Source organism: uncultured Aquimarina sp. (assembly GCF_947492405.1).
Classification (GTDB): Bacteria; Bacteroidota; Bacteroidia; order Flavobacteriales; family Flavobacteriaceae; genus Aquimarina.
The window spans coordinates 224145-238173 of sequence record NZ_CANLMP010000002.1; the positions used below are offsets into that span (position 1 = coordinate 224145).

The 14029-nt window shown below is 33.2% G+C and carries 12 protein-coding genes and 1 riboswitch; of the genes, 1 reads left to right on the forward strand and 11 read right to left on the reverse strand.

From position 1 onward, the window contains the following. Positions 1-3: 3 nt before the first annotated feature. From Q0829_RS07355 to porU, 11 genes are all read right to left on the reverse strand, one after another. Positions 4-1008 carry a homocysteine S-methyltransferase family protein gene (locus Q0829_RS07355; RefSeq protein WP_298541532.1) on the reverse strand — a complete coding sequence of 335 codons (1005 nt, stop codon included), beginning with the start codon at positions 1006-1008 and terminating at the stop codon, positions 4-6. 165 nt (positions 1009-1173) lie between these two features. Further along, positions 1174-1399, reverse strand: a riboswitch (SAM riboswitch). A 93-nt stretch (positions 1400-1492) separates the two neighbouring features. Then, entirely contained in the window at positions 1493-1813 is a 321-nt protein-coding gene (locus Q0829_RS07360) for a 2Fe-2S iron-sulfur cluster-binding protein (RefSeq protein WP_298541533.1), read from the reverse strand. A gap of 86 nt (positions 1814-1899) precedes the next feature. Continuing rightward, a complete protein-coding gene (locus Q0829_RS07365) occupies positions 1900-2955 on the reverse strand; it encodes an NAD(P)/FAD-dependent oxidoreductase (RefSeq protein ID WP_298541534.1) in 1056 nt (351 codons plus the stop codon). Beyond that, entirely contained in the window at positions 2942-3544 is a 603-nt protein-coding gene (locus Q0829_RS07370; protein ID WP_298541535.1) for a bifunctional precorrin-2 dehydrogenase/sirohydrochlorin ferrochelatase, read from the reverse strand. Before Q0829_RS07370 ends, Q0829_RS07365 begins: the two co-directional genes overlap by 14 nt. Positions 3545-3565: 21 nt before the next feature. Continuing rightward, positions 3566-4333 (reverse strand): uroporphyrinogen-III C-methyltransferase, encoded by a 768-nt coding sequence (gene cobA, locus Q0829_RS07375; protein ID WP_298541536.1) that lies wholly within the window; start codon positions 4331-4333, stop codon positions 3566-3568. 52 nt (positions 4334-4385) lie between these two features. Then, positions 4386-6476, reverse strand: coding sequence for a HEPN domain-containing protein (locus Q0829_RS07380; RefSeq protein WP_298541537.1), 2091 nt, complete (start codon positions 6474-6476; stop codon positions 4386-4388). Positions 6477-6583: 107 nt separating this feature from the next. After that, the gene (locus Q0829_RS07385; RefSeq protein WP_298541538.1) at positions 6584-7831 is read right to left on the reverse strand and encodes a GTP-binding protein; all 1248 of its coding nucleotides are present in this window, start codon (positions 7829-7831) and stop codon (positions 6584-6586) included. Between the two features lie 79 nt (positions 7832-7910). Beyond that, the gene (gene cysD / locus Q0829_RS07390) at positions 7911-8849 is read right to left on the reverse strand and encodes a sulfate adenylyltransferase subunit CysD (RefSeq protein ID WP_298541539.1); all 939 of its coding nucleotides are present in this window, start codon (positions 8847-8849) and stop codon (positions 7911-7913) included. Positions 8850-8870: 21 nt separating this feature from the next. Beyond that, positions 8871-9497, reverse strand: coding sequence for a phosphoadenosine phosphosulfate reductase family protein (locus Q0829_RS07395; protein WP_298541540.1), 627 nt, complete (start codon positions 9495-9497; stop codon positions 8871-8873). A 54-nt stretch (positions 9498-9551) separates the two neighbouring features. Continuing rightward, positions 9552-9818: a DUF2061 domain-containing protein gene (locus Q0829_RS07400; protein ID WP_091407649.1), complete on the reverse strand. Its 267-nt coding sequence runs from the start codon at positions 9816-9818 to the stop codon at positions 9552-9554. Positions 9819-9992: 174 nt separating this feature from the next. Beyond that, the gene (porU, locus tag Q0829_RS07405) at positions 9993-13184 is read right to left on the reverse strand and encodes a type IX secretion system sortase PorU (protein WP_298541541.1); all 3192 of its coding nucleotides are present in this window, start codon (positions 13182-13184) and stop codon (positions 9993-9995) included. Positions 13185-13488: 304 nt separating this feature from the next. Here porU and Q0829_RS07410 point away from each other — a divergent pair, with 304 nt between their 5' ends. Beyond that, positions 13489-14025, forward strand: a complete 537-nt coding sequence (locus tag Q0829_RS07410; RefSeq protein WP_298541542.1) for a hypothetical protein — start codon at positions 13489-13491, stop codon at positions 14023-14025. Positions 14026-14029 lie beyond the last annotated feature (4 nt).

Sequence of the window (14029 nt, forward strand, 5' to 3'; positions counted from 1 at the left end):
AAACTAAAAACTATCAACTGTTAACTTTCTTGGTTCATACTTTTTAGCTAAATCAGCAATTGCTTTTATATGTTCTGGTGTTGTCCCACAACATCCTCCAACAATATTTACCAAACTTTTATCCATATATTCTTTTATCTGACCTACCATTTGTTCTGGTGTTTCATCATACTCCCCAAATGCATTTGGTAAACCTGCATTAGGATGTGCAGAAACTCCAAAACTAGCTTTTTGCGCTAAAACTTCTAAATGTGGAGTTAATTGACTAGCTCCTAAAGCACAATTAAAACCTACAGATAACATTGGAATATGTGATACCGAAATCAAAAAAGCTTCTGCAGTTTGTCCAGATAATGTTCGACCACTTGCGTCGGTTATCGTACCACTTATCATAATTGGAACTTCTATATTTCTCTCGTCTTTAACCTCTTCAATTGCAAAAAGTGCTGCTTTTGCGTTTAACGTATCAAAAATAGTTTCTACCAAAAGAATATCGGAACCTCCATCAAGCAAAGCTTCTACTTGCTCTTTATAAGCAATCCTAAGTTCGTCAAAAGTAACTGCTCTAAAACCAGGGTCATTTACATCAGGTGACATACTTGCTGTTCTATTGGTTGGACCAATGGATCCTGCTACAAAACGAGGTTTATGAGGTTCTTTTGCCGTAAACTCCTCCGCAACTTCTTTTGCAATTTTAGCTGATTGAAAATTCAGTTCATACACTAATTCTTCCATTTCATAATCAGCCATGGCGATTGTAGTTCCGGAAAACGTATTAGTTTCTACAATATCGGCTCCAGCTTCAAAATACAATCGATGTACTTCTTTAATAGCTTCAGGCTGAGTAATGCTTAGTAAATCATTATTTCCTTGAACCGGAATGGGCCAATCTTTAAATCGTTCTCCTCTAAAATCTTCTTCAGTAAACTTATGCCGTTGTAACATAGTTCCCATGGCTCCATCGAGTACCAAAATTCTTTCTTCCAGTATTTTTTTTATGTCTTTCATTTCTATCGTTTATCAATAATACGAGGTATTATAAAATATCCCCCTTGACCAGCCTTGACTGGCCATTCCCCCTTAAAAAGTGGGAAAACCCAATTTATCCTTTAAAAAAGGAATTGAATTAAAGTTATATCAAGAAAAAAATGGAAATAGCGAAAGCTATGGTCATTGTTATCTATTTCGTTTAATATACGAATAGAACGTAGCACCTTCTTTTAAAGAAACCTTATAGATTTGTAGATTGAACTTTCAAAATAAAAGATCCCGCTATCCTGCGGGATTAATTCAACTACGAATTTTGAATTCGTGGTTAAACACTTTTCAAAATTAAGTTTCATTAAAAGGGTTGCTAAGGTATCATAGGGTCTATTCCCTCCACCTTTCTTGATAACATATTAAATAAATGTATGAACTAAACAGTTTTACCTGCTATTCTTCTTACAAATTAAAGGCATAGCCTTTTGTTTTGCAAGTTTATTCTATTTTTTTAAGATTCAGGTGCTAATTCAATTTCTAAACCGTCTAATTCCGGGGTTATTGGAATTTGACATCCAAGTCTACTATTATCTTCTACATAAAAGGCTTCGGCTAACATTAGATCTTCATCTTGGCTCATTTCCGGAAGTTCATGATCTGATAAAATATAGCACTGACAAGATGCACACATTGCCATTCCTCCGCAAGTTCCTTCTACAGGAAGTTCATATGCTTTACATACTTCCATAAGGTTCATCGCCATATCGGTAGGGGCTTGCACTTCGTGTAATTCTCCTTCTCTATCTTTTATCTTTATGGTAACATCTGACATATTTCTTGTCTTAATAGTATAAAAATCCTCGCAAATATACCAAATCATTCAGTATAAATTGCGAGGACTATGTTATTCTATGTTTTTTAAACTATGGCTTTTACAACCTCTTTTTTCGCTTCTTTTTTAGAACCATCAAATCCTTCAACACCACCAACAGTGGTATATTTCATCACATACTTCTTGTCCGGGAAGATTCTTTGATAGGCACTCTGACACATAATTGCTGCTTCGTGGAACCCTGAAAGAATTAGTTTTAATTTTCCTTTATAGGTATTGACATCTCCTATAGCATATATACCAGGTATATTTGTTTGGTAATCATAGGAATTATCTACTTTTATTGCATTCTTTTCAATTTCTAATCCCCAGTTTCCGATAGGTCCTAGTTTTGGTGATAGTCCAAATAAAGGAATGAAATAATCAGTATCTACCACAATATCACCTTCTGTTTTATGCTTGATACCAACACCAGTTACGTGATCTCCTCCTTTGATTTCTTTTACCTCTGCTTCAGTGATAAGGTTTACCTTACCTAACTTTGTTAACTCTGCAACTCTTTCTACAGAATCTAAGGCTCCTCTAAATTCATTTCTTCTATGCACTAAAGTCACTTCGCTTGCTACTTCAGCTAAGAAAATAGTCCAATCTAAGGCAGAATCTCCTCCTCCAGCAATCACCACTCTTTTATCTCTATATACTTCTGGGTCTCTAATAATATAGGCAACTCCTTTATCTTCAAAATCCGTAATATTAGGAATCGGTGGTTTACGTGGTTCGAAAGAACCTAATCCTCCAGCAATCGCCACTACTGGCGCATTATGTTTTGTACCTTTATTAGTTGTAACCAAAAAGGTATCATCTTCTAGTTTTTCGATGGTTTCTGCTCTTTCTCCTAAGGTAAAACCAGGTTCGAAAGGCTTTATCTGCTCCATTAAGTTATTCACCAAATCTCCTGCAAGAATCTCAGGAAATCCAGGAATATCATATATTGGTTTTTTTGGATATATCTCAGAACATTGCCCTCCTGGTTGAGGTAATGCATCAATAAGATGTGTTTTTAATTTTAGTAATCCTGCTTCAAAAACAGTAAATAAACCTGTTGGTCCCGCTCCGATGATTAGAATATCAGTCTTGATCATGTTCAACTTCTTTTTTTCCTATTAATCCTTTGGTAAATTCATTAAGTGTTTCCACTTTTTCTTCGAAATCACCTTTTATTGTTTTTCTATATTCATTTAAATTTTTGACTAAATCATCAATGTTTTCCGGAATTACTTCTTCAAAAAACTGACGTAGTCGTTTGGCTGTTGTAGGTGACTTTCCATTAGTCGAAATTGCCACTTTTACATTACCTTTGGTTACAATACCTCCCATATAAAAATCACAATATGGAGGGTTGTCTGCTACGTTAACCAGTTTACTTCTTTTCCTGCAATCTTTATACACTTGTATATTCACTTCAGGAACATCCGTAGTAGCAATCACAATATGTTTTCCTTTTAGAAAACGTCTGTGATATTTCTTTTTAATCATTTCTATTCCAAATTTATTTGCTAACACAATTGTATCATCACGATACATTGGTGACACCATTGTTACTTTAGCATCTGGACTAGATTTTAATAAGAACGTTAGTTTTTCTTCTGCTACATTTCCTCCTCCTACGATTAGGATTTCTAGATTTTTAACTTTCAGAAAAACTGGATATAAATTATTTCTTTCTTCCATCTTTATAGCTATCCTGAACTATCAAGATACGATTTCTTCTGTTACTTCTTTGTAAATCGAAGCTAATTTCGCTCTTTGCTCCACTACCTCACCTATCACAATAATGGCTGGTGATGACAATTCTTTTTCTAAAACTACCTGCTCTATAGTTCGTATAGATCCGTAGCCAAACTTTTCATTTTCAGTTGTTCCGTTCTGAATAATAGCTACTGGAACGTCCTGTTTATTTTCGGCTGCAAAGATACTAACTATTTCGCTTAACTTGCTCATTCCCATCAAAATTACCACAGTTGCATTAGATTTAGCTGCCAGGCAAACATCCTGTGATAATTTATGGGATTTCGTCGTTCCTGTAATCACCCAAAAACTCTCTGATGATCCTCTTTTGGTTAAAGGAATTCCTTGATAAGCCGGAACTGCTAACGAAGACGAAATTCCAGGAACCATATGGGTTTCTATTCCAAATTGCTCTACATAATCAATTTCTTCTGCTCCGCGACCAAAAATAAAGGGGTCTCCTCCTTTTAACCTTACCACATGTCCATGACTTTTAGCTCTGCTAACAATTAGCTCATTGATTTGTTCTTGTTGAAAAGCATAGCATCCTTTTCTTTTACCTACAAATATCTTTTCTGCATTGGGTGCATAGTCTAACAACGATTCATTGATGAGTGCATCATATAACACCACATCTGCAGATTCTAATGCTTTGATCGCCTTTAGCGTAATCAAATCCGGATCTCCTGGTCCTGCGCCAACTACTGTTAATTTTGATGTTTTAGTACTCATTTCCAATTACTTATTATCTTTATTCTAAAGCTTTTACGACTTTGTAAAGATATTATACATTTTCTACTTCAAGGGCTCTAAACACTTGCACTTTCTGTAAAAATTGCCCCGCTTTTTTGATATAATCCACTGCAAAATCCTTGTTTGGTGCGTTTTTCTGAAGTTGATATATCAGATCTGCAAATGTTCCATCCAGGTTTATCTTTCCGCTAGCTACAAATTCTTCATCGAATTGACTTATAATACCTGCATGCGTATTGGTCTTTTTATTTTCTGCTAACAATAATGCTTTTGCAGAATTCACTAAAGAACTGTAAGCGTGATATATTGCATCAGAATATATTTCATTCTCAAATGATCTTTTTGCATTTTCAATCTTTTCTTCACTTTCTAAAAACAAGGTAGCAATTAAATCAATGACCACCCCTGCACATTCTCCAACTCCAATGGCTTTCACATATTCCTCTTCTGTTCCCCAATCAATAAAATCTTCTTGAGTTAAATTGTCTACATTAGACAAATCAGTTAGAAAATTATAGAAATATTTTTCTCCTTTATCAGCATAGTAGTCTACAAAAGTCTTACCATTTGCATTTTCTTCAAAATCATTCAGGATTCTGCGTAATGCTTCTGGACCTCTTCTACTTGGAATTTTCACTACTTTATCTGCAAAACGGCCTTTTCCATCTCCCAAATTACCTCCTCCAAGCAATACTTGCAATGCTGGAGCTACTAACTTATCCTTAGTTCTTACTGACATTCCCTGAAAGCCGATATTCGCCATATTGTGTTGTCCACAAGCATTCATACATCCACTAATCTTAATAACTAGATCTTCTTTTTCTAAATATTGAGGATACTCAGTTTTAATCACTCGTTCCAATTCTTCTGCAATACCGGTGCTACTTGCAATTCCTAAATTACACGTATCTGTTCCTGGACAAGCCGTAATATCAATTGCTTTATTATAACCTGCTTCTACGAATCCTAACTTTTCTAATTCCTGATAGAAAAATGCGATCAAATCTTCTTTTACAAAAGGAATCAAAATATTCTGACGTAGTGATAATCTAATCTCTCCTGCCGCATATTTTTCTACCAAATCGGCTAACAACCTTGCTTTATCAGTATAAAAATCCCCTAATAAAACTTTAATCCCAATAGCAACATATCCTTCTTGTTTTTGAGGAATTACATTGGTAGATTTCCATAAATCAAAAGCTTTTTGATTTTTAATTTCTACTTCAGGTACTTCAACTGAAACAGGAACTGATGCTGTATACACCTCTGGGTCTATTGTGACGGTTTTTTGAAGAATTGCGTTTTGCTCTGCTTCTACTAGTTCCTTGAAAGCTTCTACACCAATATCTTTTACAAGGAATTTCATTCTCGCCTTGGCTCTACTTTTACGTTCTCCATGACGATCAAAAATCCTCAATACTCCTTCCATTAAAGGAATAATTTTATCTGATGGTAAAAAGCTATACAATTCATCTGCGTGCCTCGGTTGTGAACCTAAACCTCCAGCAAGCATTACTTTAAAACCTCTTACTCCGTTTTCAATTTTGGCTATAAAACCAAGATCATGCATATAGGACAATCCTGTATCTTCTTCAGTTCCTGAGAAGGAAACTTTGAACTTACGACCCATTTCCTGGCATATTGGATTTCTTAAAAAGAAACGAAACAGAGCATCTGCATATGGAGATACATCAAAAGGTTCTTTAGGATCGATACCGGCCGTTTCTGAAGCCGTTACATTACGAACTGTATTACCACAAGCTTCTCTTAGTGTGACATCATCACGTTCTAATTCTGCCCAAAGTTCTGGAGTTCTATTAAGATCTACATAATGAATCTGAATATCCTGTCGAGTAGTAATATGCAACCTTCCTCTAGAATATTCATCAGAAACTTCGCAAATTCTTCGTAATTGATTACTCAACACCTTACCATACGGTAATTTAATTCGAATCATCTGCACACCTTCCTGACGTTGTCCATATACTCCACGTGCTAATCGAAGACTACGAAATTTCTCTTCATCAATTTTACCCTTATGGAATTGCTCAATTTTATTAGCTAATTCTATAATGTCTTTTTGGACAATCGGGTTTTCTATTTCAGTTCTAAAACTTTGCATTTTTTTTCGTATTTCAACCTTTAAAAAAGGATATAGTTATGACTTTTGTGTAAAGGTTTTTAATTCTAAAAATTCTTGTTTTTTTCTTTTCAGCAAAAGGCTTTTATCTATTCAATAAATCCTACTCCTGAAGTATTATTGGTTTGAGAATCTATTAATATAAATGACCCCGATGTTTTATTATTACTATAGGAATCAATGGCTAAAGGTTTGCTTAATTGTATTTGGACTTTTCCTATCTCATTAAGACTCAATGAATTTTTGTCAGTATCTTCTCCAGAAAAATCCGTAGCCACAGTTCCGCTAATATTTTTCACTTTTGCTAAAATTCTGCTACTACCACTCTGAATGAAATAATTCGTCCCTGGATTTAGATCTCTACTATCCATCCAACAAACGGTAGCGGTAAGTTGTTTTTCTACTCTTGGCTTTTCTGATGATTTTACGATCATATCTCCACGACTCACATTTACATCATCTTCTAATGTAATCGTACATGAGCTACCTCTACCAGCTGTATCAAACTTCTGGTCAAAAAAGAAGATTTCCTTCACTTTAGATGTTGTTAATGAGGGCAATATTGTTACTTCATCACCAACAGAAATTTCTCCTCCATACAATTTACCTGCATATCCCCTGAAATCATGAAACTCATCTTTCTTAGGACGGATTACTGTCTGAATTGGGAAACGAACTTCTGCTTTTTCATAAACATCTTGTGCGTCCAATTCTTCTAAATGTTCCAATAGTGTTTGACCATTATACCAAGGTGTGTTTTTGGATGTATCAACTACATTATCACCTTGTAATGCACTAACCGGGATAAAGGTTACATTTTGTTCTTTGTAATCACTTTTTGCGATTAACTTTTCAAAATCAGATTTGATTGCTTCGTATTTCTCCTGCGAAAAATCAACCAGATCCATTTTATTAACCGCTACAATAACATCTTTTACTCTCAATAAATTATTGATAAAAAAATGTCTATATGTTTGTTCTATAACTCCTTTTCTAGCATCCACTAAAATGATCGAAGCCTGTGAAGTAGAAGCGCCTGTAACCATATTTCTGGTATACTCAATATGACCTGGAGTATCCGCAATGATATAACTCTTTGTCTTTGTTGAAAAGTAAATATGAGCTACATCAATGGTAATTCCTTGTTCACGTTCTGCTACTAATCCATCTGTTGCTAACGAAAAATCCAAGTAATCAAATCCATTGGCTTTGCTTCTGGTTTCAATGGCTTCTAGTTTATCGGTAGTTAATGATTTTGTATCATATAAAATGCGACCAATCAAGGTACTCTTACCATCATCTACACTTCCTGCTGTTGCTATTTTTAATACGTCCATTTCTTTATAGTTGATTGTTAATGGTTGATCGTTGATGGAAAAAATTTATTAACCAACAACTGACAACTATCAACTTATTTTAAAAATACCCTTGTTGTTTACGTTTTTCCATGGCAGCTTCGGATCTTTTATCATCAATACGAGCTCCCCTTTCTGAAATAGTTGATTCTCTAATTTCTGAAACTACCTTATCTATGGTAATTGCATCAGAAAGTACTGCTGCGGTACAAGACATATCTCCTACAGTACGGAATCTCACTAATCTTTCTTCAACCAGTTCATCATCTTCTCTATGTACCACATCATCTTCTGCTGACCAAATCATACCATCTCTTATAAATGTTTTACGTTTATGTGCAAAATAGATCGATGGAATCTCAATACCTTCTTTTTGGATATAACTCCAAACATCTAATTCTGTCCAGTTACTGATAGGAAATACACGAACGTTCTGACCTAAATCAATCTTTCCGTTAAGATGATCAAATAACTCCGGACGTTGGTTTTTTTCATCCCATTGACCAAAATCATCTCTTACGGAGAATATACGCTCTTTTGCTCTTGCCTTTTCTTCATCTCGACGAGCTCCTCCTATAGCAGCATCAAACTTAAACTCTTCTAATGCATCCAAAAGCGTAGTAGTTTGTAAGCTATTACGACTAGCGTACTTTCCTTTTTCTTCTATTACTTTACCCTGATCTATAGAATCCTGAACATTACGAACAATTAATTCTACTCCAAGTTCTTTTACTAATCGATCTCTAAACTCTATGGTTTCTGGAAAATTATGACCTGTATCTATGTGCAATAATGGGAAAGGAATCTTACCAGGATAGAATGCTTTTTGAGCTAATCTAACTAAGGTGATAGAATCTTTACCCCCGGAAAAAAGTAATACTGGTTTCTCAAATTGAGCAACAACCTCTCTAAATATATAAATCGCTTCACTTTCTAAGGGATTTACTTTTAGCACTTTTGCATTCACAACTTGTTCTTTTATTTGTTCAATTACTTCCATTCTTTTTAGTTTCTTTCTTGATTAACTAGTATGCAACCCACATTCTCTATTTCCTAATACCTTTGTTGGATCAAAATACTTAAACTCATTTGGTAAATTGTGTTGTTCTAAATACACATCTAATTCTGCATCACTGTAATAATAGAAAGGACTCACTTTCAACACTCCATCACTCCCTAAACTAAGAATATCCAAAGAATCTCTTAAAGCAGTTTGTCCTTTTCTAAGATTTGTAAACCATACATCTGGTTTAAAATCCGACATTGCTCTTTTAAATGGCTCTAATTTTACTTGCTGTGTAAATTCTTTATGTTTCGGATCTTCAATATCTGGAATCCCCATAACTACATCTCTATGAGCAGACGTTTGCTTAGGCACATATAATTGCACATTAAGTCCCAATAAATCAATAACTTCCTCAGCATGTTTATAGGTGTTAGGTGTATTATACCCAGAATCACACCAGATTACAGGAATATCCGCTAGCGAACTAGAACAAACACTAAGAATTGCGGCTTCATAGGGTCTAAAATTTGTTGTCACAACTGGAGCTTTTGCATTCAAAATCGCCCATTGAGTAATCTCTAAAGGCGTTTTATCCTTTAGCGTATTATTTAAGTTCTCTATTTCCTTTTCTGTAAATTTCATTTTTAATATTTCTTTTTCTATCACTTCGAACGTAGTCGAAAAGTAAAACCGCAATTATCTTCCCCATTTAATACGATTCCAGATTCTTTCGTGAAAGAAATACAGAATCATTTTCGTAATAAAATCAATAGATGCTATCGAAGTAGCTAGTGCTATCTCACCAGTTAAAACATACGAAACTATCAATGTATCTAATGTACCAACTACTCTCCAACTCACTGCCTTTGCTATACTCCGCAATGGTTTTTCTGAAGTCCTATCAGTCTCATACGATGTTTTCTTCGTAGCTACCTTATCTAATATCATTTGATCTACAATCATTTTTTTTCTTAAAACCTATTACCCTATCGGAATAGTAGGTTATTAAACAAATGTATATATAAAAATCTATTCATTAGTCTTAAATCATTGAAAAAATTACCAGAAATAAAAGAATTATGATATTATTAATAAAAAGCCTAGTGATTTAGTAGATTATTATAAAACTAAGCAATCTCATAAAGAATCCAATACAATAACTTCTATCTTTTTAGTGCTACAATTATTAAAAGAGTCCCATACTTTAATTTCTAAAGTGTGATGTCCTTGTGATAATCTACTTAATGTATAAGAAATTGATCCTTCCTGATAACTATTTTCATTATTAGTATAAAAATCATTTAGGATTACCTTATATTTTTCTTTTCCGTCGATAATCATTTTCATTTGATGTCCGATTCCCATTGTAGAAACATTAATTCCATTCTCGTCGGCAAGCTCTATTTTCAATTCTGAATTAGTTTTAACAACATTAATTGCTTCCGACTTTTTACCATTTATTAATACTTTAATTTCTGGTCCTTTAGTATCCTGTGATTCTACATTCGATATTCCACCTAATACTACATTTTCATATACACCAACCGCATCTTCCAAATCACTATCCATTTTAGCATATAAACTTATTTTACAATTCCCTACAGACATGCTTACATCTTTTGGGACTATAAATTCGAAATCAAATCCTCCTTTTTTAATATTAAAATTTCCATTATATAGTATTACATCTTGATCTTTATATTCTAGTTGTATAAGATTTCCTTTTCTATCCTTAATCCTATTATTTCCTAATGTCTTTTTAGTGTTTTTTTTATCAAATATCTTGATATAAATTTCTCCATCGTAATTCTTTTTAACCTTCCCCAAACCATCTACTAGTTGTCCAGATATCCTAATCTTATCCAGAGCTTTTATTGTGTCTTTAAACTTTTGAGTAGGAACACCATTAATTTTAGTGATACGAATACCGGGTCTTGGCATCTGAAGCGACATTGCGGGGTCTCCAATAAAAAAAACACTTCTTTTATCTTGATATCTTAGTTCATTTTTTAGTCTTAACACTGTTTCTGCAGGTTTCAAATAAGGGCCGTTTTCTGAAAAAAGAGTTTTCATTATTTTATTATTGATACTAACTCCTGCATTCATAAATATTTCTCTAGTTGTTGCAATCATAGCTATAGCACCTCCATCTGGGTTTCTAAAAACATGTTCTCCAATAGAGATATCAAAAGGATTATCAAATCGAGTTGCCAAACAGGTCACCGTAATAAATAGTGGCAGTTTATCTTTATTCCTAAGGTTAATAGCATCATTTTTAGTAAAGAAAAACTCTGTACCAAAACCTTCTTCCTCTGCGTGTCCAAAATAATCTAATACCGCAACACCTTCTTCTATTCTCTCTATTAGTCTTTTAGTTACATTTGGATATCGCTCACCACCAGATGTTGATTTTTGAATATATGTGTCGCTATATATTTTAGAAATATTTAAAAAGGGATATTTTTTAACTAAAGAATCTCCTAAATTATTCAAATTTCTTTGAATGCCTTGCTCCCACTGTTTATCTACATCATCTGATAATAGAAGGATATTATTTCTCCAATCTCCAAAAGATTTTCTCTGATAGTATCTTATAATTTTATCTACTACATCACCAGCCATAATATCTGTATCAACCAATATTCGACCAAGTACAATATCGAGATCATCTGTTGATTTCATTTCTCCTTCTTCTGGATCCATCATTGCAAAAAAATCATCTGAAACATATGACCTCGTATTCGAAAAACTATCATAACTCATAAAACTAGGAATGATACTTTTCTTGTATGTATTTAGTAGTGAAGTATCATTAAGCATATGTTTATAATCTACCGTGGCATTTCCCATAAAACACACATAAGAAAGCTTCTTGCTATCATCTGATGCGTTTTCATACACATATCGAATAAAATTACGGATTGCAACTATATCTTGTTTCCCACTGCTAAACTCATTATAGATTTTCTGTACAGGAACCACTTTAACATTCAACTTATTCTGTACTCTATGAAAATCGGCTAATCGCTCTCCGGCGACTAACATATCTTTTTGAGTAATAATGATGTAATCAACATTTTTAAAGTTATTTTCTTTATCTAAAAAAATGGTTCCTTTCAGATTTTGATTCTCTACAATACTTGCTTTCGGTTTTACAGGTTCATAAAAATCCGAAGTAGTAACTGTAACAAACTTTTTTTTAGTATTTAATTGAGTTCTGAAAGAAAATTTATTAGAAAAAGAAGTGTTTTCGAAAACTCTAACCGCTTCTGGATTGGTTACATCCCAAATTTCAGAGATTTTCTTAGCTTTTCTGAAGCTTATTTCTCCTATTTCGTATTCAGAATCAGCACTGGGAATCGTAAATTCTAATTGTTTATCTGTTCCTACCAATGATCTTTCTGCAGAAACCCGAATATAATCCAGATAACTTTCTCCTAGTGATTTCGCTTCTACTTCGTATTGTAAACCTATCTGAACAACATCATCCTGGTTTTTAATCTTTTTTTCTAAACTACCTTCTATTGCTATTAATCTCTTTGATACAGATCTAAATTTAATTTGCCCAGCTTCTTGTTTATTTACCCTAATTTTAAGTTTTGACGGTTTATGAGATTTAGCTACTGCAACAATTTTATATGTAATTGGTGTTGCATCCACTTTATCAGGAAAGTAAAATGAAAATTGTTTTTCTTCATTGTTTTTAATTTGATCTCCTAACCACCTTCTACCCATTATACCCAAATTATATTGATCGATTTCATAAAACTGATCTTCTTTAAACGTAGTAATAATTGTATCTGCTTTTTTATTAATGGAATCTGGATTGATTATTCTGCTTCCCCTTTTTCCAGATGTGGTTATAAAATAATACGATTTATCATCGTATACATTAATATGGGTTTTACTATCTGTATTGTATGCTTTTGTGCTTTGACCATAAAAGAGGATATAACCATCTGATAGTCCACCATTTTTTCCTACTACTACTTTTATGGCATTTTCCTTTAGATCAAACTCAGTATTTTCACTATTCTTAAGAGGAAGCATGTGTCCTCCATTTCCGTAAATTTTAATTGTTGCAGGATCTATTGTCGTAATATCCAACCCTAAATCAGATAAAAATTTTGGAGTAAGTTTATATATTCCTGTTTTCTCAATATAAAACCTGTACCAATTACCGGTTGCTAATACAGAGTGAGATAAAGGAATCTTTTTTACAATTTGTTTTACAGTATCTTTCTTTTTTTCGGGAATAAACTGTGTTTGATTTCCATAAAAAGAAGCACTCAATAAAGCAACAAAACATAATAAAACACTTCTTTTCATAAAAATAAAATGATAAAATAAATATACATTTTATATTTCATGAATCGTACCATTCTTATTTAGAAAGAAAAGATTTCATTTATAAAAAGCTTAACGAATTAATAGGTTATTAAGCAGATCTCAAAGCAAGTATGATTTATACATATGATGATGATTATTAAATTTTCAAAAACCATCCTTTTTGGGTGGGAAAATTAATAATAGGTAATTTTACTTTTACGTTTGGCTAAAATTTAATTAGTACACTTTCTACATTTGAATTTTACCATTCAGATAAATTTATAAACCGATTGATTATTTTGTTATGAAAAAACTTACGTTGCTTTTATTTTTAATCTCTACTACTCTATTCATTTCCTGCGGAAGTGATGATAATGATCCTTCCATAGGGATTGATGAAACTCAAATTACAGGAGATTGGAAATTAGAGGCATTCCGATTGGATAATGGTCAGACTTTTGTTGAATCTGAAGGAACTAGTGTTCTATTTTCTGAATTCTCTTCATTTGGAAAAGATTTTAATACGATTATTACTTTTTCTGAAGACCCTCAAACTTTCACAAGTGATGGAGGATACACTACCGTTCTTACGAATACAATTATTGGTCAGGAAACCACTACTCAAGAAATTCCTACTCCTGGTTTCGCAGCTTCTGGAGAATGGAAAATTGAAAGCGGGAATCTAATTTTAGACGTTCAAGGAACTGAAGAGTCTTTTAAAATTTCTGGTTTGAATTCTCAAACTCTTTTACTTGAAAAAGCGCTAAATGAATCCATTCCTTTTTCAGGATTCACACAGGTTTCAACAGGCATGACATTTTTTACATTTACAAAACAATAGACTT